Annotated in this window: 23 protein-coding genes and 1 pseudogene; 16 read left to right on the top strand and 8 right to left on the bottom strand. The window is 71.5% G+C overall.

Going from position 1 to position 23,155, the window contains the following annotated elements:
- The first annotated feature begins 28 nt into the window (after positions 1–28).
- Both A5643_RS04520 and A5643_RS04515 read left to right on the top strand, forming a co-directional pair.
- Complete coding sequence (locus A5643_RS04520; protein WP_156628524.1) at positions 29–685, top strand: sensor domain-containing protein; 657 nt, start codon at positions 29–31, stop codon at positions 683–685.
- Positions 682–1,236, top strand: coding sequence for a hypothetical protein (locus A5643_RS04515; protein WP_066852375.1), 555 nt, complete (start codon positions 682–684; stop codon positions 1,234–1,236). The genes A5643_RS04520 and A5643_RS04515 overlap by 4 nt, the downstream gene beginning before the upstream one ends.
- Here the strand turns inward: A5643_RS04515 and A5643_RS04510 are convergent.
- Positions 1,227–2,141, bottom strand: a complete 915-nt coding sequence (locus tag A5643_RS04510) for a 1,4-dihydroxy-2-naphthoyl-CoA synthase (protein WP_066852373.1) — start codon at positions 2,139–2,141, stop codon at positions 1,227–1,229. The genes A5643_RS04515 and A5643_RS04510 overlap by 10 nt on opposite strands.
- Positions 2,142–2,617: 476 nt before the next feature.
- On the opposite strand from A5643_RS04510, the gene A5643_RS04505 reads away from it, so the two are divergent.
- On the top strand, positions 2,618–3,220 hold the full coding sequence (locus A5643_RS04505; protein WP_066852371.1) for a hypothetical protein: 603 nt from the start codon (positions 2,618–2,620) through the stop codon (positions 3,218–3,220).
- Positions 3,221–3,227: 7 nt separating this feature from the next.
- On the top strand, positions 3,228–3,836 hold the full coding sequence (locus tag A5643_RS04500) for a hypothetical protein (RefSeq protein WP_066852369.1): 609 nt from the start codon (positions 3,228–3,230) through the stop codon (positions 3,834–3,836).
- Positions 3,837–4,017: 181 nt separating this feature from the next.
- On the opposite strand, the gene fadD8 is transcribed toward A5643_RS04500, so the two are convergent.
- Entirely contained in the window at positions 4,018–5,619 is a 1,602-nt protein-coding gene (gene fadD8, locus A5643_RS04495; RefSeq protein ID WP_066852367.1) for a fatty-acid--CoA ligase FadD8, read from the bottom strand.
- A 78-nt stretch (positions 5,620–5,697) separates the two neighbouring features.
- Here fadD8 and A5643_RS04490 point away from each other — a divergent pair, with 78 nt between their 5' ends.
- From A5643_RS04490 to A5643_RS04470, 5 genes are all read left to right on the top strand, one after another.
- A complete protein-coding gene (locus tag A5643_RS04490) occupies positions 5,698–6,657 on the top strand; it encodes an o-succinylbenzoate synthase (protein ID WP_066852366.1) in 960 nt (319 codons plus the stop codon).
- A 46-nt stretch (positions 6,658–6,703) separates the two neighbouring features.
- Positions 6,704–7,849, top strand: a complete 1,146-nt coding sequence (locus tag A5643_RS04485; protein ID WP_066852364.1) for an LLM class flavin-dependent oxidoreductase — start codon at positions 6,704–6,706, stop codon at positions 7,847–7,849.
- 147 nt (positions 7,850–7,996) lie between these two features.
- Positions 7,997–8,782: an alpha/beta fold hydrolase gene (locus A5643_RS04480; protein WP_066852362.1), complete on the top strand. Its 786-nt coding sequence runs from the start codon at positions 7,997–7,999 to the stop codon at positions 8,780–8,782.
- 105 nt (positions 8,783–8,887) lie between these two features.
- Positions 8,888–10,522: a 2-succinyl-5-enolpyruvyl-6-hydroxy-3-cyclohexene-1-carboxylic-acid synthase gene (menD, locus tag A5643_RS04475; RefSeq protein ID WP_066852360.1), complete on the top strand. Its 1,635-nt coding sequence runs from the start codon at positions 8,888–8,890 to the stop codon at positions 10,520–10,522.
- A gap of 26 nt (positions 10,523–10,548) precedes the next feature.
- Entirely contained in the window at positions 10,549–11,073 is a 525-nt protein-coding gene (locus tag A5643_RS04470) for a DUF3592 domain-containing protein (RefSeq protein WP_066852400.1), read from the top strand.
- On the opposite strand, the gene A5643_RS04465 is transcribed toward A5643_RS04470, so the two are convergent.
- Positions 11,034–11,678, bottom strand: coding sequence for a thioredoxin domain-containing protein (locus A5643_RS04465; protein WP_066852358.1), 645 nt, complete (start codon positions 11,676–11,678; stop codon positions 11,034–11,036). The two genes, A5643_RS04470 and A5643_RS04465, sit on opposite strands and share 40 nt — an antisense overlap.
- Positions 11,679–11,799: 121 nt before the next feature.
- On the opposite strand from A5643_RS04465, the pseudogene A5643_RS04460 reads away from it, so the two are divergent.
- Positions 11,800–12,291 (top strand): annotated as a pseudogene (locus A5643_RS04460) (glycosyltransferase); the annotation flags it as partial.
- 85 nt (positions 12,292–12,376) lie between these two features.
- On the top strand, positions 12,377–13,069 hold the full coding sequence (locus A5643_RS04455) for a demethylmenaquinone methyltransferase (protein WP_066852354.1): 693 nt from the start codon (positions 12,377–12,379) through the stop codon (positions 13,067–13,069).
- Between the two features lie 4 nt (positions 13,070–13,073).
- Here A5643_RS04455 and A5643_RS04450 read toward each other — a convergent pair whose 3' ends face one another.
- The 3 genes from A5643_RS04450 to menJ all read right to left on the bottom strand — a co-directional run bounded on the left by A5643_RS04450 (position 13,074) and on the right by menJ (position 15,506).
- Positions 13,074–13,520: a nitroreductase/quinone reductase family protein gene (locus tag A5643_RS04450; RefSeq protein ID WP_066852352.1), complete on the bottom strand. Its 447-nt coding sequence runs from the start codon at positions 13,518–13,520 to the stop codon at positions 13,074–13,076.
- Positions 13,521–13,525: 5 nt separating this feature from the next.
- Positions 13,526–14,200, bottom strand: coding sequence for a class I SAM-dependent methyltransferase (locus tag A5643_RS04445; RefSeq protein WP_066852350.1), 675 nt, complete (start codon positions 14,198–14,200; stop codon positions 13,526–13,528).
- 67 nt (positions 14,201–14,267) lie between these two features.
- Positions 14,268–15,506, bottom strand: a complete 1,239-nt coding sequence (gene menJ / locus A5643_RS04440) for a menaquinone reductase MenJ (RefSeq protein WP_066852348.1) — start codon at positions 15,504–15,506, stop codon at positions 14,268–14,270.
- 22 nt (positions 15,507–15,528) lie between these two features.
- Between menJ and grcC1 the strand changes: the two genes are divergently transcribed.
- The 3 genes from grcC1 to A5643_RS04425 all read left to right on the top strand — a co-directional run bounded on the left by grcC1 (position 15,529) and on the right by A5643_RS04425 (position 17,990).
- Positions 15,529–16,539, top strand: coding sequence for a nonaprenyl/(2E,6E)-farnesyl/geranylgeranyl diphosphat synthase (gene grcC1, locus A5643_RS04435; protein ID WP_066852346.1), 1,011 nt, complete (start codon positions 15,529–15,531; stop codon positions 16,537–16,539).
- A gap of 63 nt (positions 16,540–16,602) precedes the next feature.
- Positions 16,603–17,463: a zinc metalloprotease HtpX gene (gene htpX, locus A5643_RS04430; protein ID WP_066852344.1), complete on the top strand. Its 861-nt coding sequence runs from the start codon at positions 16,603–16,605 to the stop codon at positions 17,461–17,463.
- Between the two features lie 272 nt (positions 17,464–17,735).
- The gene (locus A5643_RS04425; RefSeq protein ID WP_066852343.1) at positions 17,736–17,990 is read left to right on the top strand and encodes a helix-turn-helix domain-containing protein; all 255 of its coding nucleotides are present in this window, start codon (positions 17,736–17,738) and stop codon (positions 17,988–17,990) included.
- Here A5643_RS04425 and A5643_RS04420 read toward each other — a convergent pair.
- Positions 17,971–19,446, bottom strand: coding sequence for a SulP family inorganic anion transporter (locus tag A5643_RS04420; protein ID WP_353612559.1), 1,476 nt, complete (start codon positions 19,444–19,446; stop codon positions 17,971–17,973). The two genes, A5643_RS04425 and A5643_RS04420, sit on opposite strands and share 20 nt — an antisense overlap.
- Before the next feature lie 251 nt (positions 19,447–19,697).
- On the opposite strand from A5643_RS04420, the gene A5643_RS04415 reads away from it, so the two are divergent.
- Both A5643_RS04415 and A5643_RS04410 read left to right on the top strand, forming a co-directional pair.
- The gene (locus A5643_RS04415; protein ID WP_066852396.1) at positions 19,698–20,468 is read left to right on the top strand and encodes a response regulator transcription factor; all 771 of its coding nucleotides are present in this window, start codon (positions 19,698–19,700) and stop codon (positions 20,466–20,468) included.
- Complete coding sequence (locus A5643_RS04410; RefSeq protein ID WP_066852341.1) at positions 20,465–21,910, top strand: sensor histidine kinase; 1,446 nt, start codon at positions 20,465–20,467, stop codon at positions 21,908–21,910. Before A5643_RS04415 ends, A5643_RS04410 begins: the two co-directional genes overlap by 4 nt.
- Positions 21,911–21,914: 4 nt before the next feature.
- Here A5643_RS04410 and A5643_RS04405 read toward each other — a convergent pair whose 3' ends face one another.
- Positions 21,915–22,940: an NAD(P)H-dependent glycerol-3-phosphate dehydrogenase gene (locus tag A5643_RS04405; protein WP_066852335.1), complete on the bottom strand. Its 1,026-nt coding sequence runs from the start codon at positions 22,938–22,940 to the stop codon at positions 21,915–21,917.
- Positions 22,941–23,155 lie beyond the last annotated feature (215 nt).

Below are 23,155 nucleotides of genomic sequence, written 5' to 3'. Positions count from 1 at the left end.
CAGCGTGGTCGCCGATAACATCAGCCAGATGGTGAGCAGCGGGGGCGGCCTGCGGGCAGCCGGCGTGGTGGCGGTGTTGGCCGTGGTTGGTGCCGGGTGCACCCAGAACGTCGACGGGCGGGCGGTCAAGGAGACTCCGCCGCTGGTGGTCGGTGTCGCCGAGGTCGAAGGCCTGGTCGGCGCGCAGTTGGCCAACACCACCGCCGACCGGGTGCCCCCGGAGCCGGTCACCGTCGACCCGGCCGACTGCGCGGTGGCCGCCGGCCCGTCGACCACCGCGGTCTACACCTCGGGCTGGACCCAATACCACCTGGTCACCATGCAGGAGGCCGCCGACCGCTGGGACCACTCGGTGACCCAGACGGCCGGCAAGTACCCCGACGACGCCGGCGCGACCAACGTGTTCAGCGCGCTCACCGCCGATCTGCAGACCTGCTCGCGGGCCACCGCCACCGACGCCCTGGACGACTCCACCGCGGAGTGGACCTTCACCGTCGAGACCCCCGGACCGGACACCACCCGCTGGACCGCCACCCAGGTCGACACCGACGGCTGGGCCTGTTACCGCGAGGCGCGGCGCACCGGGGCCTGGGTGGTGCAGACCGCGGTGTGCCAGGTCGGCAACGGCGCCCCGGCGGCCGCCGATCTCCTCGACCGGCTGGCCGAGAACGTGGCGGGCACATGAGTGTCGGGCGGGTGCGGCGTTGGCTGCTGGCCGCGCTGGTCGCGGTGGTGGCGGTGGCGGGTTCGCCCCCGGCCTTCGCCGACCCGAAGCCGTTCGAAACCGACCCGCGCTATTCGCCGCAGCTGAACTCCCGCATCGTCAAATACAACACCGCCCTCGCCGAGCTGAGCATGAAGATCGACGACCTCAAGGCCCGCACCGACGACCTGTCCCGGCGGGTGCGCGAGCACAACAACGAGGTGGACTCCTACCCCGGCCACGTCGCCCCGCCGGCGGTGGCCGACCGGATCAACGCCGCGGGTGCGGCGTTGCGCGCCGAGCAGGGCCAGCTCAACGCTGAACTCGACGCGCTCAAGGCCGAAGCCGACCGGCTGGAAGGCGAACAGACCGCGATCGCGGCGGCCGCCGCGGCCGAGATCAACGCGATCATCCAGACCGACCCGCCGCCGCACACCGCGCCGCAGCCCGGCAACCAGTACCAGCGCCGCCCCGGGACGCCCCCGCCGGTGCAGCCGCAGGCCCGCGACGGCGGCAACCCGACTCAGAAGTAGCGGGGGAAGGCGCTCCAGTCCGGGTCGCGCTTCTGCAGGAAGGCGTCGCGGCCCTCGACGGCTTCGTCGGTCATGTAGGCCAGCCGGGTGGCCTCCCCGGCGAAGAGCTGCTGGCCCACCAGGCCGTCGTCGAGCAGGTTGAACGCGAACTTCAGCATGCGTTGCGCCTGCGGGGATTTGGCGTTGATCTCCGCCGCCCACTGCAGGGCCACCTTCTCCAGGTCGGCGTGGTCGACGACCTCGTTGACCGCCCCCATCGCGTGCATCTGCTCGGCGGTGTAGGCCCGCCCTAAAAAGAAGATCTCGCGGGCGAACTTCTGGCCGACCTGGCGGGCCAGGTAGGCGCTGCCGTAGCCGCCGTCGAAGCTGCCCACGTCGGCGTCGGTCTGCTTGAACCGGGCGTGTTCGCGGCTGGCCAGGGTCAGGTCGCACACCACGTGCAGGCTGTGCCCGCCCCCGGCGGCCCATCCGTTGACCAGGCAGATCACCGGTTTGGGCATGAACCGGATCAGCCGCTGCACTTCCAGGATGTGCAGCCGCCCGGCGCGGGCGGCGTCGACGGTGTCGGCGGTCTCGCCGCTGGCGTACTGGTAGCCGGTGCGCCCGCGGATGCGCTGGTCCCCGCCGGAGCAGAACGCCCAGCCGCCGTCCTTGGGGGAGGGGCCGTTTCCGGTCAGCAGCACCACCCCGACGTCGGGGGACATCCGGGCGTGGTCGAGGGCCCGGAAGAGTTCGTCGACGGTGTGCGGGCGAAACGCGTTGCGTACCTCGGGCCGGTCGAAGGCCACCCGCACCGTCGGCGCGGGGGTGCCGTCGATGACGTGGCGGTGGTAGGTGATGTCGGTCAGGTCGCTGAAGCCGTCGACCGGCTGCCACTGGTCGGGGTCAAAGGGATTGGCGCTCACCCCACCGACTGTAGAGTCGCCCGCCTCGGCGTCGGGCGGCGGCAGGAACCGGGATGCCGAATTCGTGCTCTTCGCCCCCGGATTTCCTGGTTATGGTTCTCTCGGCGCCGGGGGCACTCCGCGACGCCGCCGACAGCGCCCGGCACGACGCCGTCGCAGATCATCGAGGCGAGAAGGGTTGCGCCGTGGACGAAAACCCGCAACACCAGCACGGGGCACCCCCCACGCAGCAGTTTGTCGCGCCCCCGCCGGCCGGCCCGCCGCCGGGGATGCCCCCGGCGTCCCCGCCCGGCTTCGGCTATGCCGGTGCACCGATGCCCGCCTACGCCGGTGGACCCACGCCGGGCTACCCCGGTGCGCCGACGCCCGGCTGGCCCGGACCGCAACCGCCGGCTGGGCCGCCGTGGCCGCCGGGCTTCGGTCCACTCCCCGTTCCTCGGAGCAGTTTCGGTCTGGCCAGGATCGCGGCGGTCGTCGTGGCGGCGGCCGGGCTGCTGACCCTGGTCGGCTCGTTGTTCGCGCTGTACACCATCACGGTGACGCCGTCGGGCGCGCAGGTGCCCGGCAACGACGCCCCGGCTGGTCAGATCCGCGTCGGCATCGGTTTCTACGACGTGCTGCCGGTGCTGACGCCGCCGGTCGTCGCCCAGGCGATCCCGATGCTGCTGGTGCTGGCGGCGTTGTGTGCGGTGCCGGTGATCGCCGGCCGGGAGCCCAAGACCGCGCCGTTGGCGGCCGTGTTCGCGGGCACCGGCGCGCTGCTGGCGCTGGTGTTGACCATCAGCAGCCCGCTGCCGTCGGTGAAGTTGACCGGCCAGCTGCTGACCGAGTTCCAGAACGAGACCGGCGCGGAGAGCATCGACAGCCTGGTCGCGACGGTGGCGTCGGTCGGCCCGGGGGCGGGGCTGATCGGCGCCCTGGTGTGTGCCCTGCTCGGCTGGGGGGCGTCGCTGGTCCTGGTGTTCACCCGGGCACCTGCCGGCGCCGCGGCGTCGCCCGCGCCGCCGCTGTCACCGGCTCCGCCGATGCCACCGGGCGCGCCCGCCCCGCCTGTCGCGCCCGCCCCGCCGCAGTGGTGACCCGACCATGACCGGTCCCTACCCCCACCCCGGTTTCGGTCCGCCCGCCCGCCGGTCGCTGGGCTGGCTGCCCGGAGCGCTGATCGGCGTGGTCGCGCTGGCCGGACTGCTCGCCACCCTGCTGCCGGTGTGGGTGGTCGACGTCGGCGAGGACTACCTGCTCGGCCCCGGCGAGGAGGGGCTCGGCGGCACCGTGGTCGTCGCGCTCAACTTCTACAGCTGGGTCGCCTCCGCGGTGCCGGTGTTCGGGCTGATCCCGCTGGCGCTGGCCGCGGCGGTCGCGGTGGCGGCCACCCAACTGGTCCGCGGCGTCGACCGCGGCCTGTGGGGGGCGACGGCGGCGCTGATGACGATCACCGTCGTGCTGGCCGGGACGGTGGCGCTGCGGCCGACCCCGAAAACGGTGATCACCGGGGAGTTGGCGCGGGAGATGACCCCCGATGATCTGCAGCGGTTCGGCCCCGACTCGATGGACGTGCCGGTCAGCTACGGGGCGGGGCTGATCATCGCGCTGGGGTGTGTGCTGGTGGTACTGGCGATCGCGGCCTGGCAGTACCTGGCCGCGGCGCCCCGGCGGGAGCTGGTGCCGTGGCCGCAGCCCGCAGCCTGGTCTTGACCGCGCCGCGGCGGCTCCCGCCCGCGCCCACCGTGAACGTAGTTTCACGCTCGCGCTCGAACGTGAACCCAGCTTCACGTTGGGCGGGTAGTGGGCGCTGGGCGGGTACGGCGCTGGGCGGTAGTGGGCGCTGCGCAGCCAGGAGCACGGGCGGGCACGCCGCCTGGGTAGCCAGCGGCCCCTACCCGACGGCGCGGCCGGCGCCCTCCCAGAACCGGGCCCGCACCGCCTTCTTGTCCGGCTTGCCCAGCCCGGTCAGCGGCAGGGCGTCGACCACCACCACCTGCTTGGGCGATTGCACCGACCCCTTGCGCTCCTTGACCGCGGCCTGCACCTCGGCGGTCATCGTCGCGATCGCCGCCTCGTCGCTCGCGGCGTCCTCGCGCAGCACCACCACCGCGGTCACCGCCTCACCCCACTTGTCGTCGGGGGCGCCGACCACGCACACCTGCGCGACCGCGGGATGTTCGGCGATGACGTCTTCCACCTCGCGGGGGAAGACGTTGAACCCACCGGTGACGATCATGTCCTTGACCCGGTCGACGATGTACCAGAAGCCGTCCTCGTCCTCGCGGGCCATGTCACCGGTGTGCAGCCAGCCGTCCCGGAACGTCTCCGCGGTGGCGTCGGGCAACTGCCAGTAGCCGCCGGCGAGCAGCGGCCCGGCCACGCAGATCTCGCCGGGCTCGCCCTGCGGGACCGGCTTGCCGTCCTCGCCGAGCAGCGCGGTGCGGGCGAACAGGGTGGGCCGCCCGCAGGAGGTCAGCCGCTTCTCGTCGTGGTCGCCCTTGGCCAGGTAACTGATCACCATCGGCGCCTCGGACTGCCCGTAGTACTGGGCGAAGATCGGCCCGAACCGCTCGATCGCCTCGGCGAGGCGCACCGGGTTGATCGCCGACGCGCCGTAGTACACCGTCTCCAGCGACGACAGGTCCCGGGTGCGCGAGTCGGGGTGGTCCATCAGCGCGTACAGCATCGAAGGCACCAACATGGTCGCGGTGATCTGCTGCTCCTCGATGATCCGCAGGATCTCGCCCGGGTCGAACTTGGGCACCACCACCATCTGCCCGCCCTTGACCACGGTCGGGGTGAAAAACGCCGCGCCGGCATGCGACAGCGGGGTGCACATCAGAAACGTCGGGTTCTCCGGCCACTCCCATTCGGCCAGCTGAATCGTGGTCATCGCGGTGATCGACGCGACCGTGCCGATCACACCCTTGGGCTTGCCGGTGGTGCCGCCGGTGTAGGTCAACCCGCCGATGTGGTCGGGCGGCAGGTCGACGACGCTCAGCGGGCGGGCCGGGTGCTTGGCCGCGGCCGCGGTCAGGTCGACGCCGACCTCGGCCAGCTCCGCCGGGACCGGCCCGAGGGTGAGGATCTGGCGCAGTGAGTCGACCCGCTCCAGCAGCGCGACCGCCCGCTCGACGAACCCCGGGGTCGGGTCGATGATCAGCGAGCTGATTCCGGCATCGGCCAGCACGTAGGCGTGATCGTCCAGCGAGCCCAGCGGATGCAGCGAAGTGCGCCGATACCCCTGGGTCTGCCCGGCGCCGATGATCATCAACACCTCGGGCCGGTTGAGGGACAGCAGCCCCACCGCGGCGCCGGTGCCCGCGCCCACCTCTTCGAAGGCCTGCACGTACTGACTGATCCGGTCGGCCAGCTGGCCGCCGGTCAACGTGGTCTCACCGAGGAACAGCAGCGGCTTGTCCCGGTGGCGGCGCAGGGCCCCGGCGAGCAGGTGTCCAGTGTGGTTCGGGTGGCGCAGCGCTTCGTCGCTCATGGACCCACACTAGAACGTGTTGCAATATTGCGGCAGTCCCACCTCGCCGGCCGGCCCTTCGCCAGGCACGATGGACCCATGCACCCGGCCCTCGACGACCTGCTGGACCGCACCCACGTCGTCGTGTTGCCGATGCGGGTGCGGTTCCGCGGGATCACCACCCGCGAGGTCGCCCTGATCGAGGGCCCCGAGGGCTGGGGCGAGTTCGGCGCCTTCGTCGAGTACGACGACGCCGAGGCGACGCCCTGGCTGGCCGCCGCGATCGAGGCCGCCTACCGGCGCCCGCCGCCGGCGCTTCGGGACGCGATCGCGATCAACGCCACCGTCCCGGCGGTGCCGGCCGCGCAGGTGCCCGACGTGCTGGCCCGCTTCCCCGGCGCGCACACCGCGAAGGTCAAGGTCGCCGAACCCGGGCAGACGCTGGCCGACGACGTCGCCCGGGTGGAGGCGGTGCGCGCCCTGGTGCCGCGGGTGCGGGTCGACGCCAACGGCGGTTGGACGATCGAGCAGGCCGTCACCGCGGCTGCCGCGCTGACGGCGTCCGGCGACCTGGAATACCTCGAACAGCCTTGCGCCACGGTCGCCGAGCTGGCCGAACTGCGTCGGCGCATCGGCGTCCCGATCGCCGCGGACGAAGCCATCCGCAAAGCGGCCGACCCGCTGGCGGTGGTCCGTGCCCGCGCCGCCGACGTCGCCGTCCTCAAGGTCGCCCCGCTCGGCGGGGTCCGCACGCTGCTGGACATCGCTGCGCAGATCGACATCCCGGTCGTCGTCTCCAGCGCGCTGGATTCGGCGGTGGGCATCGGCATCGGACTGGCTGCCGCGGCCGCCCTGCCCACGTTGGAGCATGCCTGCGGGTTGGGCACCGGCGGGCTGTTCGCCGAGGACGTGGCCGAAACACGCGGCCCGGTCGACGGGCACCTGCGGGTCGGCGCGGTCGCCCCGGATCGCGACCGGCTGGCCGCACTGGCCGCACCGGCGCAGCGGCGGGACTGGTGGTGGGAGCGGATCGCCCGCTGCCACGCGCTTTTGGGGTAGCCGCCTGCTCTAGTTGCCGCCGACAAGCCGGAGAAACCTGAACGGCATGGCTGGCATGCGGGTAGGCGTGATGGACATGATCGTCGCCGGTCGCCCGTCGGCCGACACCTTCACCCGAGCCAGCTACCTGGGTGCGGCAGCCGGCCGGGTCGACTCATTCTGGGTGCCCGATCACCTCAACGCGCTATTCCCGCGGTCGCTGTGGAGGCCCGAATATTGCGCGTGGGCGAAGTATCTCCCGTCGGCCGACGCGTGCCTGGAGCCGTGGACCATGTTGGGTCGCGTGTCGGCGCGTAACCGGGTCGCCCGGCTGAAACTCGGTGTGGGCGTGACCGACACCGGTCGGCGCAACCCGGCGGTCACCGCGCAGGCCGCCGCGACCCTGCATCTGCTCAGCCGCGGCCGCGCCATCTTGGGCATCGGTCCGGGCGAGCGGGAAGGCAACGAGCCCTACGGCGTCGAGTGGTCCAAGCCGGTCGCCCGGTTCGAAGAGGGCTTGGCCACGATCCGGGCGTTGTGGGACAGCAACGGCGAACCGGTCACCCGGGAGTCGGCGTACTTTCCGTTGCGCAACGCGATGTTCGCGTTGCCGCCGTACCGCGGGACCCGGCCGCAGCTGTGGATCGGGGCCCACGGCCCGCGGATGCTGCGTGCCGCCGGCCGCTACGGCGATGCCTATTTTCCGGCCTTTCCACAAACTCCGACCGAGTACGCCGCCGGGCTCGACGCTGTCCGCGCGGCGGCCTCCGACGCCGGCCGCGACCCGATGTCGGTGCTGCCGGCCAAGTGGATCGGGGTCGTCACCGGGCGTTCCACCGCCGAGGTCGATGAGGCACTCGACTCGGAGATCCTCAAAGCCGGCACCCTCACAGCCTCCGATGAGTTCTTCGCCGCGCATGACGCGCAGCATCCGCTGGGGGTGGGCTTCGCCGGTGCGCAGGACCTGTTGCCCCAGGAGTGGGACGAGCAGACCGCGCTCTCCTACGCCAAGGGGGTGACCCCGGCGGTCATGCACGATATGGGGCTGGTCGGCACCGTCGGCGAAGCCCTCGAACAAGCCGCCGAATGGCGCGACCGCGGCGTGCGCTACCTGGTGCTGACCAATTTCAGCCTGATGCAACGCAGCCTGCGCAACGGCTTGGCGGCCACCGGCCCGTTCTACCGGATCGTGCGCGGGGTCAAGAAGCTGTAGAACCGCCCACCTGGTCGCGCGCCCACCCGACGTGAAGCCATGTTCACGTTCGGCGCCGAGTGTGAACATGGCTTCACGGTCGAGGCGGCGGGGACGCGGTGGGGCGGCGGTGGGAGCAGGGGGGCATGGTCGCGTAGCGTCACCACCGTGACCAACCTCGCCTACGACGACCGTGGCACCGGCGAGCCGGTGCTGTTCATCGCGGGTAGTGGCGGCGCGGGCCGCGGCTGGCACCTGTTCCAAGCGAAGGCGTTCCTGTTCGCCGGCTACCGCGTCATCACCTTCGACAACCGCGGCATCGGCGCCACCGCCAACGCCGACGGGTTCACCACCGAGACCATGGTCGCCGACACCGCCGCGCTGATCGAAAACGTGGTCGGCGGCCCGGTGCGCATCGTGGCCGTCTCGATGGGTGCCTACATCGCCCAGGAGTTGATGCTGGCCCGCCCCGAACTGGTGCACTCGGCGGTGCTGATGGCCACCCGTGGGCGGGAGGACGCCGCGCGCACCTTCTTCCGGTCCGCCGAAAAGCAGCTGGCCGACACCGACGTGCAGCTCCCCGCCGAGTACGGCGCCAAAATCCGCCTGCTGGAGAGCTTTTCACCGAAAACGCTGAACAACGACGACGCGGTCGCCGACTGGATCGCCATGTTCACCATGTGGCCCACCCCGCGCACCCCCGGACTGCGCTGCCAACTCGGTGTGGCCCCGGAGACCAACCGGCTGCCCGCCTACACCGCGATCCGCCAGCCGGTACTGGTGCTCGGCTTCGCCGACGACGTCGTGCTGCCGCCGCATCTGAGCCGCGAGGTCGCCGACGCCCTCCCCAACGGGCGCTACCGGGAGATCCCCGACACCGGGCACCTCGGCTTCATCGAAGCGCCCGAGGCGGTCAACGCCGCGGCGCTGGAGTTCTTCGCCGCCACGAAATAGCCCGAGATAGCCCCAGGAAGAACCGGCGCGCCCTCAGCCTGCACCCGGGCGCCCGATCCCGAGCGTCGGCCGGTGTTCTCCGTCACGCCTTAGGCTATACCGGTGGTGAATCCCTCGACGGCTCAGGCGCGCGTCGTCGTCGACGAACTGATCCGCGGCGGGGTGCGCGACGTCGTGCTCTGCCCGGGCTCGCGCAACGCGCCGCTGGCCTTCGCGCTGGCCGACGCCGACACCGCCGGGCGGCTGCGGCTGCACGTGCGCATCGACGAGCGCACCGCCGGTTACCTCGCGGTCGGCCTCGCGGCGGCCGCCGGGGCGCCGGTGTGCGTGGCGATGACGTCGGGCACCGCGGTGGCCAACCTCGGCCCGGCGGTGGTGGAGGCCAACTACGCGCGGGTCCCGCTGATCGTGTTGAGCGCCAACCGGCCCTACGAACTGCTCGGCACCGGCGCCAACCAGACCATGGAGCAGCTCGGCTACTTCGGCACCCAGCTGCGCGCCACCGTCAGCCTGGGGCTGGCCGAAGACGCCCCGGAACGGCTGGACGCCCTCAACGCCACCTGGCGCTCGGCGACCTGCCGGGTGCTGGCCGCGGCCACCGGCGCCCGCACCGCCAACGCCGGCCCGGTGCACTTCGACATCCCGCTGCGCGAACCACTGGTGCCCGACACCGACGACCACGGCGACCTCCCGGCCGGCCGGCCCGGCGGCCGGCCCTGGACCGACTCCCCGCCGGTCAGCTTCGACCAACCACTGCCGATCGACGTCACCGCCGACACCGTCGTCATCGCCGGACACGGCGCCGGAATCCACCCGAACCTCGCGGCGCTGCCCACCGTCGCCGAACCCACCGCGCCGCCGCCGGCCACCCCGCTGCACCCGCTGGCCCTGCCGCTGCTGCGCCCGCAGCAGGTGATCATGCTCGGCCGGCCCACCCTGCACCGGCCGGTCTCGGCGCTGCTGGCCGACCCCACCGTGGCGGTGTACGCGCTGACCACCGGGCCGCGCTGGCCGGACGTGTCGGGCAACTCCCGGGCCACCGGCACCCGCGCCGTCCTCGCCGGCACCCCGGACCCGGCCTGGCTGCGCCGCTGCGCGGCGCTGCACACCGACGCGGTGCGTGCGGTGCGCAGCCAGCTGGCCGACCATCCGCTGACCACCGGACTGCACGTCGCCGCGGCGGTGGCCGACGCGCTGCGCCCCGGGGACCAGCTGGTGCTCGGAGCCTCCAACCCGGTGCGCGATGCCGCCCTGGTCGGGCTGGACGCCACCGGCATCACCGTGCGCTCCAACCGCGGGGTCGCCGGCATCGACGGCACCGTGTCGACCGCGATCGGTGCGGCGCTGGCGCATGAACGTGCCACCGGCGGACGCACGCTCGCGCTCATCGGGGACCTGACCTTCGTCCACGACAGCTCCGGGCTGCTCATCGGGCCGACCGAGCCGACCCCCCAGCAGCTGACCATTGTGGTCTCCAATGACAACGGCGGGGGCATCTTCGAACTGCTCGAACAGGGCGACCCCCGATTCCACGACGTGTCCTCGCGGATCTTCGGCACCCCGCACGACGTCGACGTGGGCGCGTTGTGCCGCGCCTACCACGTGGACTCCCGTCAGCTCGAGATCGCCGAGCTGCCTGCCGCTCTCGCCGAGCCCGCGGCCGGCCTGCGGGTGCTGGAGGTCAAGGCCGACCGATCCTCGCTGCGCGCTCTGCACGCCGCCATCAAGGCGGCGCTGTGAGCGTCGACCGGCGCCTGGCGCGGCTGATCGTGCGCGCAAAAACGGTGGGCCGCATCCTCATTCACGGCCGCGCGGTGGCCGGGCCCAACACCTGGGGACGACGGGCGCTGCGCTGGTCGCGGATCACGGTGCTCATTCTCGCGGGCGTGGTCACCTTGCAGTCGGTGCTGCTGGTGGCCGGCGCCTGGCGCAACGACCTGACCATCGAACACGACAGGGGGGTGGCGCAGGCCGAGGTGCTCAACGCCGGGCCGCGGCGCTCGACGATCGAGTTCGTCACCCCCGACCGCATCACCTACCGGCCCGAACTCGGGGTGCTCTACCCCTCGGAGTTGGCCACCGGCATGCGAATCTACGTCGAATACGCCAAATCCAACCCCGACCTGGTCCGGGTGCAGGACCGCAACGCCCGGCTGGCGGTCATCCCGGCCGGCTCCGTCGCGGTGCTGGGCTGGCTGGTGGCCGCGGCGCTGCTGGGGCTGCTGGCGCTGGCCGAGACCTGGGTGGACCGCTACGACGCGAAGAGGGCGTCGAGCCAGCCGGGATCCTGAGCGTCCACCACGGTGTGGGTGCCGAGGTTGTACACCGTGGGCGTGCCCGGGTTGTCCGGGTTGACCTGCTTGAGCCGCTCCATGTTGGCGGCGTTCATCGCGGCGGTGTCCACCGCGGGCAGGTCGATGGCGATGCGGGCGATCGCCATCCCGCCCACGCCGCTGCGGGCGGCCATCGTGGCCAGCTCGGCGGCGTTGGGCCGGGGGCTGTGCGGGTCCTGCTGGCGGTAGATCTCGTTGACGAAACCCTGGTAGGCGGTCGGCGCGGTGGTCGGATCGGCCGCCAGGATGAGCGCGTTGGCGATCCGGTCGGACTTGTCGGTGCCGCGTTTCTGGTCCAGGAAGGTCAGCCAGCGGTAGGTCACCGCGAGCTCGCCGCTGCCGATCCGGTGGGCCAGCGCACCGCCGGAGGCGTCCTCGAACTGGGCGCAGACCGGGCACTGCGGCTCGCAGAAGATCTCCAGTTGCACCGGCGCGTCGGGCGAGCCCAGCAGCACGCTGAACCCGTCGGCGGTCACCGTGGTCGCCGGTGCGGCGTCGGCGTGCGCTGGCCCGATGACCAGGCAACCCAGCGCAACCACGACTGCCGCCCACAGGTACCGCATGCCAATACCTCTCTTCGTCGCTGTCTGCGTCGTCGCCGGACACGGGATGCTTCGCAACCGGTCGCACCCCGTATGCCGTCCGGCAACCTTATCGACATTCCCGCCACCGAACATCGGCATTATGCGTGTGGCGATCATCACCGAGAGTTTCCCACCCCAGCGCGACCCGGTCAGCGATTCGGTGTTGCAGCTGATCGACCGGCTGCGCGACGACGACCACGAGGTGCTGGTGGTCGCACCGGACAACCCGCGCGGGCAGCGGCGCGCCGACCGTGTCCACGACGGCATCCGGGTGCACCGGGTGCCGGTGCTGCGCGGCCGCGACGGCGCCCTGCACGGCCTGCCCCGCCCGCGGCTGCTGGGCGTGCTGCGCGGATTCCGGCCCCACGTGGTGCATGTGGCCAGCCCCGGGCTGCTCGGCTACGGCGGTTTGCGGGTCGCGCGGCGCCTGGGCGTGCCGACGGTGGCGGTGTGCCAGCCCGGCCCGGCCGGCTCGCACCCGGGCCGGGTGTGGCTGCGGCACCTGCACGGCTGCGCCGACCGCACCCTGGCCCCGTCCGCGCCGGCGCTGGAATGCCTGGCCGCCGGCGGGGTGCCGCGGGTCTACTTCTGGCCGCCGAACCGGCCCACGGTCTACGCCGAGCTGATCGACCACTACCGGGCTGTCGCGGCAGGCCCGACCCGGTAGCGTCGAGGCGGTGAGCCGTGCGACGTTGCAGAAGGATCCCCGCGAAGTGGCGTCGATGTTCGACGCGGTGGCGCGGCGCTACGACCTGACCAACACCGTGATGTCGCTGGGGCTGGACCGGTCCTGGCGGCGGGCCACCCGCGCGGCGCTGCGCATCGGGCCCGGGGACACCGTGCTGGACCTGGCGGCGGGCACCGCGGTCTCGACGGTGGAGCTGGCGCGCTCCGGGGCGCGCTGTGTCGCCGCCGATTTCTCGGTGGGGATGCTGGCCGCCGGCGCGGGCCGCGACGTGCCTCGGATCGCCGCCGACGCCACCGCGCTGCCGTTCGCCGACGGGGTGTTCGACGCGGTCACGATCAGCTTCGGGCTGCGCAACGTCGCCGACCACCCGCGCGGGCTGGCGGAGCTGGCGCGGGTCACCCGGCCCGGCGGTCGGCTGGTGGTCTGTGAGTTCTCCACCCCGACCAGCCGGCCCTTCGCCACCGTCTACAAGGAGTATCTGATGCGGGCGCTGCCCGCGATGGCCGACGCGGTCTCCAGCAACCCCGAGGCCTACCGCTATCTGGCCGAATCGATCCGGGCCTGGCCTGACCAGCCGGCACTGGCGCGCACCATCGCCGCAGCGGGCTGGACCGACGTGCGCTGGCGCAACCTCACCGGCGGCATCGTGGCGCTGCACGCCGCCACCAAGCCGGCCCGCTGATCGGTCAGTGCGCCGCCGGGGAGTCGAACCGGAACACCGGGCACCGCCCGGCGAGTGCCTCGACCTCGGCGGGGGTGCCCGCCCGGATCAACCCGGCGCGTTTCATGAACCCGACGCCGACCGGGACCTGCGCGGGGAACTCCCGCAGCACCGGTCGCGCCTCCTGGACGGACAGTTCCACGATCTGCACCCGCCGGGACTTGCGTCCCCGGGTCAGGGTGCCCGCCCCGGCCGCGCGGGCGTTGCTGGCCCAGTCGGCGCCGGGGAAGGCCACGCCGTAGAGCCGGTCGTCGACGGTGAACGGGGTCATCGGGGTGCTGCGCGGCCGGCCCGACGTGCGCCCGGGCACCGTCAACACGGTGACTGGGCCGGCGGTGATGCCGAGTTTCTGCATCGCCACCATGACCTTGTTCATCGGCTTGAGCCAGGCCGGCAGCGCGATCTCGGGCATGGCACTCAACCCAGGTGCGCCGTGAGCAGCCAGCCCGCCGCCGACTTGCGGCCACCCGGCTCGTCACGCAGCGGAACGCCGCCGAATCCGGGGAACTCGTCGGGGAACACCGCGTGCAGCCGGGCCGGTTTGATCTCGTCGATCACCCAGTGCTTCTCGACCACGGCGCGCAGTTCGTCGGCGGTCACCGCGAACGGTGGCCCCTCCGGGACGGCGGCCTTGTCGAAGACCAACGCGAAATACGACGCCCCGGGCGCGGCGGCCCGGACGATGGACCGCTGGTAGCCGTCGCGGGCTTCCACCGGGATCGAGTGGAACAGGGTGCTGTCGACGATGGTGCCGAAGCGGCCGTCGTAGCCGGTGAAGTCGCTGACGTCGGCGACGTCGAAGGTGGCGCTGGTCAGACCGCGCCGGTCGGCTTCGCGACGCGCCAGCTCGATGGCGGTGGGGGACAGGTCCAGCCCGACGGTGGTGTAGCCGCGTTCGGCCAGATGAAGGGAGATCGCGGCTTCCCCGCAGCCGACGTCGAGGATGTCGCCGCGGAACTTGCCCTGGTCGATGAGCGCGGCCAACTCCGGTTGCGGTTCGCCGATGCTCCAGGGCGGTTTGGCGCCCCGGCCGAATTGGTCGGACTCACCGCGGTAGGCGGTTTCGAACTCGAAATCTGCAGACTCGGTCATGACCACTACATATATCAATCGCCCTGATATATGTCAATGGTCTTGATATGACGGTTTGTGGGCGGCGTCAGCTGAACGGCGGGCGGCGGTCGATCAGGCGCGACACCGCGCCGCTGCCGCGCCAGGCCCGGGCCACCAGGTCGGCGTCGTCGTCGGTCACCAGGTTGGCCATCACCCGCACCGCCAGCTCCATCAGCGCCGCCGAGCGCATCGCGACCGGCCCGGTGGCTGGCAGGAACCGCTTGAACGTCAGCAGCAGGGCCAGCCGGCGGGCGATGGAGAAGCTGCGCCCGTAGTGCTGCTGCAGCACCTGCGGCCACAGCGCACGGAAGTCGGCTTCGTCGAGCAGTTCGGCGGCCAGCCGCCCGCTTTCCAGCCCGGAGTCGATGCCCTCCCCGTTGAGCGGGTTGACGCAGGCGGCGGCGTCGCCGATCAGCATCCAGTTCGGGCCGGCCACCCCGGAGGCCGCGCCGCCCATCGGCAGCAGCGCCGAGAGCATCTTCTGCGGCGCGCCGACGAATTCCCACTCCTCGCGCCGCAGGTCGGCGTAGTAGGACATCAACGGCCGCAACGCCAGTTCGGCGGGGCGTTTGGTGGTCGACAGCGCCCCCACGCCGATGTTCACCGCACCGTTGCCCAGCGGGAAGATCCAGCCGTAGCCGGGCAGCACCGCCCCCTCCGGGGAGCGCAGCTCCAGATGCGAGGTCAGCCACGGCTCGTCGTGGCGGGGGGAGGCCAGGTAGCCGCGCGCCGCCACCCCGTAGACGGTCTGCTGGTGCCATTGGCGACCCAGCTTGCGCCCCAGCGGCGAACGCGCGCCGTCGGCCACGATCAGTGTCCGGCACCGTATTTCGGTTCCGTCGGCCAGCGATACCGAACGCACGCGCCCGGCTACGTCGTGCTGCACGCCGGCGGCCTTGGCGCCCAATCGCATTCGCGCCCCCGATTCTTCGGCGGTGCGCCGGATGCGGTCGTCGAGTTCGGTGCGCGGCGCGGCGCTACCGGTCGTCGGGAAGGACGGGCCCGGCCAGTCCACCTGGACCGAACCGCCGTAGCCGTGCAGCCGCAGCCCGCGGTGCCGCACGTGCTCGTCGAGCCAGCCGGTCAGCCCGAGGCGCTCCAGCTCGACGACCGCCCGCGGGGTCAGCCCGTCCCCGCACGCCTTGTCGCGGGGGAAGGTCGCGGCGTCGACCACCAGGACGTCACGGCCGGCGCGGGCGGCCCACGCCGCCGCCGCCGACCCGGCCGGTCCGGCGCCGATCACCAGGACATCGGTGTCGGCGGCTCCGGGCTGGGAGGTGCTCATGGCTCCCCAGTATGTTGGAGCCGTGAACACACCGGTGAACGTGGTCGCGGGCGTCGACCTGGGCGACCCCGCTTTCGCCGCCGGCGTGCGCGACGGGGTGGACCGTATCGAGCAGCTGATGGACACCGAGCTGCGCGGCGCCGACGCGTTGATGACCGAGGCGGTGCTGCACCTGTTCGAGGCCGGCGGCAAACGGTTCCGTCCGCTGTTCACCGTGCTCGCCGCCCAGCTGGGCCCCGAGCCCGACGCCTGGCAGGTGACGGTGGCCGGCGCGGTGATCGAGCTGGTGCACCTGGCCACCCTGTACCACGACGACGTGATGGACGATGCGGAGCTGCGGCGCGGCGCGCAGAGCGCCAACGCCCGCTGGAGCAACAGCATCGCGATCCTGGCCGGGGACTACCTGTTCGCCACCGCCTCGCGGCTGGTGTCGCGGCTGGGCCCCGACGCGGTGCGGGTGATCGCCGAGACGTTCGCCGAACTGGTCACCGGTCAGATGCGCGAGACCCGCGGCCCGGCCGCGGGCACCGACCCCGTCGAGCACTACCTGAAGGTGGTCTACGAGAAGACCGCCTGCCTGATCGCGGCGTCGGGCCGGTTCGGCGCGACGTTCTCCGGCGCCGACGCCGAGCAGGTGGAGCGGCTGTCCCGGTTGGGCGGCATCGTCGGCACCGCCTTCCAGATCTCCGACGACATCATCGACATCGCCAGCGACCCCGACGAGTCGGGCAAGCTGCCCGGCACCGACCTGCGCGAAGGCGTGCACACCCTGCCGGTCCTCTACGCCCTCGACGAGTCCGGGCCCGACGCCGACCGGCTGCGTGAGCTGCTGGTCCGCCCCCTCGACGATGACGACGCCCGCGTCGAGGAGGCCCTGACCTTGCTGCGGCGCTCCCCGGGCATGGACCGCGCCAAGCAGACGGTGGCCGGCTACGCCCAGCGCGCCCGCGACGAGCTGGCGCTGCTGCCCGCGGGCGCCGGCCGCGACGCGCTGGCCACCCTGGTCGACTACACGGTGACCCGCCACGGTTGAGCCACGGAACCTCCGCGCCCCCGACCGCGTTAACCCAGCGGAAGGTTCGCAAGGAGGCAGCCGATGACCTGGCATCCACACCACAACACGTTCAAAACGTTCGCCCTGCTGGTGGTGATGTCCGGGCTGATCGTCGCCGTCGGATCGATGTTCGGCCGTACCGCGATGTGGATCGCGGTGCTCCTCGCCGTCGGCATGAACTTCTACTCCTACTTCAACAGCGACAAGCTGGCGCTGCGCGCGATGCGCGCCCAGCCGGTCACCGAGGTGCAGGCCCCGGTCATGTACAAGATCGTGCGGGAGCTGGCCACCGTCGCCCACCAGCCCATGCCGCGGCTGTACATCAGCGACACCAACGCCCCCAACGCGTTCGCCACCGGACGCAACCCGCGCAACGCCGCGGTGTGCTGCACCACCGGGATCCTCGACATCCTCGACGAGCGGGAGCTGCGCGCGGTGCTCGGCCACGAGCTCTCCCACGTCTACAACCGCGACATCCTGATCTCGTGTGTGGCCGGGGCGCTGGCCTCGATCATCACCGGTCTGGCCAACATGGCGATGTTCGCCGGGATGTTCGGCGGCAACCGGGAAGGCTCCAACCCGTTCGGGCTGCTGCTGGTGTCGCTGCTCGGCCCGATCGCGGCCACCGTCGTCAAGATGGCGGTCTCCCGGTCCCGCGAGTACCAGGCCGACCAGTCCGGTGCGGAGCTCACTGGTGACCCGCTCGCCCTGGCCTCCGCGTTGCGCAAGATCTCCGCGGGGGTGCAGGCCGCGCCGCTGCCGCCGGAGCCGGAGTTCGCCAACCAGTCGCACCTGATGATCGCCAACCCGTTCCGCGCCGGCGAGCGCCTCGGCGCCATGTTCTCCACCCACCCGCCGATCGCCGACCGGATCCGCCGCCTCGAGGAGATGGCGCGCTCGTAACCCGGCGGCGGCGCCGACGGTTTTGGGCGGCTGCGGTGTGGGGTGCGGATCGCGCCATTACCGCACGATCGACGAAATTGTTCGCGAATGCACATTCCTGGGCGGTGGATTCCGCGTTTTTGCTACCTCATTCTGCATTCGCGACGCGCAGCTACCCGAGCCCGGGCGCAAGCGGCGCTGAGCAGGGTATTTAACGGAGAAACCCTAGCCAAAATATATCTAACTAGATATGCTGGCGGTATTGTGTGCCGTCGACGATAAAGGGGGTCGTCATGACCCAGCCCGAACCGGAATTCTACGACTCGGCGTATCGCGACGCCGGCTGGTCGACCAACCTCGGCCAGCTGGTCTACGTCACCCGCGCCGGCGCCGGCCTGACCCAATCGGATCTGGCCGACGCGATGGGGACGAGCCAGTCGGCGATCGCCTCCTACGAGAGCGGGTCGCGCACGCCGGGCATCGACACCCTCAAGCGGCTTGCCGAGGCGTGCGGCAAGCGGCTACACATCAGCATCGAAACCGACTGACCGCCACCCCGGCACGGTCGGCGCGGCGGACGGTGCCGCCCAGCGCGGCGTGCTGCCGCTGCCAGTCGGCGATCGCCTCCTGCGCGGCGTGGTCGATGAAGATCACCGACAGCTCCAGTGTGACCGTGCTGCCGGCGGGCAGTGCGCCCAGCACCGCGGTGAGCCGGGGCAGCGACAAAAAGGTGCACGCGCCTTCGATCCGCACCAGCCAGCGCTCGTCGCCGACGGGCTCTGCGGTGACCCGGACGCGCACCACCCGCCAGCCGGTCAGCGTGATCGCCAACACCAGGCCGATCACCACCCCGGCGAGCAGGTTGACGAACACCACCCCGAACACGGTGACCAGATAGACCGACATGTTGCCGGTCCGCTCGGCGGAGCGGATCTCGGCGGGCTTGACCAGCCGCAGCCCGATGACGATCAACAGCCCCGCCAGCGCCGCGGTCGGAACCCGCTCGATCAGCGCGCAGAACGGCAGCGCGAACAGCAGCACCCAGCAGCCGTGCAGAATCGTCGAAGCGCGGGAGCGCGCGCCCGCGCCCACGTTGGTCGCGCTGCGCACGATCACCCCGGTGATCGGCAACCCGCCGAGCATCCCGGCCGCGATGTTCGCAGACCCCTGACCCACCAGTTCACGATCGACATTGGTGCGCGGGCCGGTGTGCATCCGGTCGACGGCGACCGCCGACAGCAGGCTCTCGATGCTGGCGATCAGGGCGACGGTCATCACCCCGACCGCCACCGCGCCCCACTGCCCGTCGGGCAGGCTCGGTAGCTGCACGGCGTCCAGCAGCGAGCCGTCGAGCCGGATCCGCGCGACGTCCAGCGGCACCAGCACCGACAGCAAGGTCACCCCGACGACGGCGACCAGCGGACTCGGCAACTGCCCCAGCCGGCCCGGCACCCACCGCCACCCGAGCATGGTGGCGATGACCAGCGCCCCCAGCACCAGGCTGGCGACCTCGACCGAAGCGAGCTGAGCGGGCAGCGCGGTCAGGTTCTCCCACGCCGAGCTGCGCGACCACCCCCCGAGCAGCACATGCGCCTGCTGCAAGGCGATTGTGATCCCGATGCCGGCGAGCATCGCCTGAACCACGACCGGGGAGATGGCCAGCGCGAACCGGGCCACCCGGCTCAACCCGAACAGCACCTGCACCACGCCGGCCGCCGCGGTGATCGCACAGGTGACCGCCCAACCGAACTCGGCGACCAGGCCCGCGACGATCACGGTCAGGCCGGCGGCCGGGCCGCTGACCTGCACGACCGAGCCGCCCAGTGCGCCGCCCACCACACCGCCGACGATGGCGGAGATCAGGCCGGCCAGCACCGGGGCGTCGGAGGCGATGGCGATTCCCAGCGACAGCGGTAAGGCCACCAGGAAGACGACCAGCGAGGCGGGCAGGTCATAGCGAAGGATCGGGCGCAGCCGATCGGGGGGAGACGTGGGCCGACCGATTGTCGCGACCGGATCGTTCAGTGTCTGAATGAGATGCTCCCGAGCGTATATGAATTCGATTGCAAGCCAACCCTTTATGCGGGATTTCGGGTGCGACGTTAGGCAATGCGAATCCGCAGCCGCAAACCGGGAATCCAGTTGCATAGAAAACTCATATGGAAGTGGTGACGACGGCCACATCTCGACCGCCGAACGTGAATTCTTCGTGAACGAAATGGCAGTTGGAGGTTTCGTCACCGCAGAATGTGGTCATGGCGACGACGCAGGGTGGGTACGTTCCGGGCCCACGGCAGGCGATCCTGGGTCAGTTGCCTCCGATGCGGCGCGCCGACGGCTCGCCGATCCGGGTATTGCTCGTCGATGACGAACCGGAGTTGACCAATCTGGTCGAACGCGCACTGCGCTACGAGGGGTGGCAGGTCGACGTCGCCCACGACGGCCAGGACGCGTTCCGGAAGATGGCCGACATCGGACCGGATGTGCTGGTGCTCGACATCATGCTGCCCGACATCGACGGGCTCAGAGTGCTGGCGCGGGTGCGCGAAGCCGAAACCTACACGCCGATCTTGTTTCTCACCGCCCGCGATTCGGTGATGGACCGGGTCGCGGGCCTGACGGCCGGCGCCGACGACTACATGACCAAGCCGTTCAGCCTCGAAGAGTTGGTGGCGCGCCTGCGCGGACTGCTGCGCCGGTCCGACCGGATGGCGACCCCGGCCGACGAGGTACTCACGGTCGGTGAGTTGATTCTGGTCAGCGCCAGCCGAGAGGTCAGCCGGAACGATGTCGAGATCGCACTCACGGCAACAGAATTCGATCTTCTGCGGTTCATGATGCGAAACCCGAACCGGGCGTTGAGCCGTACCGAGATTCTCGAACAGGTCTGGAATTACGGTTTCAACGGCCGGACCGGCATCGTCGACCTGTACATCTCCTATCTGCGCAAGAAGATCGACGCCGAGCGGGAGCCGATGATCCACACCGTCCGCGGGGTCGGCTACCTGCTACGGCCCCCGCGATGACCCGCGCCGCGCCGTGGTGGCGGCCCCGTTCGCTTCGCTCGCAACTGGTCATCGGGGTGTGCGCGGTGGTCAGCACCGCCCTGCTGGCAGTGGGGCTGTTCTCGGTGCTGAGTCTGCGCAGCAGCGTCACCGCGATCACCGACGCCGAGCTTGCCCGGTCGTTGGCCGCCTTCAGTCACGCCTACGCCGACAACCGCGGGCAGGCCACCCCCGAACAGCTGACCCACTTCGTCGGGCAGGCCCCGGGCAACCTGATCGCGGTGCTCGACGGGGATCGGGTGCTGGGATCGGCGGTGTTCTCCGACGGGGCGGCTCAGCCCGCCGAACCGGCGGTGATCGCCGCACTGGAAGCCCAGCACTGGGTGGACGGACCGGCGCGCACGGTCGGTCTCGACTCGGACGGCTCCTACCGGGTGCAGAGCCGCACCGTCGACGGCCACCGGCTGGTGTCGGCGGTGTCGCTGAAATCGTCCGACCAGCTGCTGGCGGTCAAAGTCGTCGTCACCGTCGTGATCTTCCTGATCGCGTTGGCCGCGACCGCGCTGGGGGCGATCCTGGTCGTCGGCTACGCACTGCGGCCGTTGCGCCGGGTCGCGGCCACCGCCGCGGATGTGGCGGCGCTGCCGCTGGCCGACCCGGACCGGCGGATCACCGCCCGGGTGCCGGTGGAGCCCACCGACCCCGAAGAGGTCGGCATCGTGGGCTCCACCCTGAACCGCCTGCTGGACAACGTCGACGCGGCGCTGGCCGACCTGGCCGCCGCCGACCGGCGGATGCGGCGGTTCCTCGCCGACGTCAGCCACGAACTGCGCACGCCGCTGGCGGTGATCCAGGGCTATGCCGAACTGACCCGCCAGGACAGCGCGCAACTGCCGCCCAACAGCGAATACTCCCTGGCCCGCATCGAGGCCGAAGCCCACCGGATGGTGATGTTGGTGGAGGACTTGTTGCTGCTCTCCCGACTCGATGAGGGGCAGGATCTGCGCACCGAGGACATCGACCTGGGCGATCTGGTGATCGACGCGGTCCACGACGCGGCGGTGACCGGCCCCGAGCACACCTGGACCACCGGCCTTCCCGACGAACCGGTGTGGATTCGCGGGGACCGCCACCGGATCCACCAGTTGGTCTCCAACCTGTTGTCCAACGCCCGGCTGCACACCCCGGCCGGGGTGACGGTCCACACCGCCGTGGTCGTCGACGGCGGCTGGGTCGAGCTCACCGTCACCGACGACGGGCCCGACATCGATGCCGAGCTGTTGCCGCACCTGTTCGACCGGTTCGTACAGGCCGACGTGTCCCGGTCCCGGACCGCCAAGGGCAGCGGGCTGGGGTTGCCCATCGTGGCCGCCATCATCGAGGCGCACCGCGGCGTGGTGGCCGCCGAGTCCGGCGGCGGACGCACCGCATTTCGGGTCCGGCTGCCGCTGCGGGGCCGGTGAGCGGTCAGAACCCGCTGCCGTGCACCTCATGGCCGGGGGTTTCGGCGATCAGCCCGCGGTAGGCCTGCTCGACTGTGGAGCCGTGGTTGACCACGCCGTCGACCTCCCGCGCAATCGGCATGTTCAGCCCGTATTCGTTGGCGAACTCCATGACCACGCTGGCGGCCTTCACGCCCTCGGCGACCTGGTTCATCGCGGCGATGATCTCCTCGACAGTCTTGCCGGAGCCGAGCTGCTCGCCGACGTGCCGGTTGCGGCTGCGTTTGCTGGTGCAGGTGACGATGAGATCGCCCATCCCAGCCAGCCCGGCGAAGGTGTCGCGCTGCCCGCCCATCGCCTCCCCGAGCTTGGACATCTCCCGCACCGCGCGGGCCATCACCATCGCGCGGGTGTTCTCCCCGATCCCCAGCGAGTAACCCATGCCCACCGCGATCGCGTAGACGTTCTTGAGCGCCCCGGCCATCTCCACCCCGACCACATCGTCGGTGGTGTAGGTGCGGAACCGCTTGGTGCGGAACAGGTTCCCCAGGTTGGCGGCGAGGTGCTGGTCGGGCATGGCCAGCACCGCCGCGGCGGCGAACCCCTCGGCCACCTCCCGGGCGATGTTGGGCCCGGCCAGGATGCCGGCCGGGTGCCCGGGCAGCACCTCCTCGACGATCTGCGACATCCGCAGGTTGGTGCCCTGCTCGAGGCCCTTGACCAGCGACACCACCGGCACCCAGGGCCGCAGTTCGGCGGCCAGCTCGGTGAGCACGCCGCGGAAGCCGTGCGAGGGCACCCCCATCACGATCACGTCGGCGCTCTGGGCGGCCTCGGAGAAGTCGGTGGTGGCGCGCAGCGTCTCCGACAGCACCACCTCGTCGCCGAGGTAGCGGGCGTTGCGGCGGTTGGTGTTGATGTCCGCGGCCGTCTCGGCCGACCGCACCCACTGCAGCGTCGGTCCGCGCCGCGCGCAGATGGAGGCGACGGTGGTGCCCCAGGACCCACCGCCGAGGACGACGACCTTCGGACTACGCAGAGCGGCTGACATGCCGTTAGCGTATTGCGGCCGCCGTGCGTTTACCGGCGGTTGCGCAATCGGGTTGGGCGCTACCAGGTGTCGACGACGCGTCCGCTGCCGGTGAACCCGTCGGGCCCGGCCGCCGCCAGCGTCGCGGCCAGCACCGCGCGGGCGACCAGGAGCACGTCACCGCGTTCAACGTCGCCCGCGCCTTCGAGATCGACGACGTGATCGACCCGGCCGAG

Source organism: Mycobacterium sp. 1274756.6 (genome assembly GCF_001668625.1).
Classification (GTDB): domain Bacteria; phylum Actinomycetota; class Actinomycetes; order Mycobacteriales; family Mycobacteriaceae; genus Mycobacterium.
Note: the sequence above shows the minus strand (reverse complement) of the source record. Positions and strands in the feature narration are given on the sequence as shown.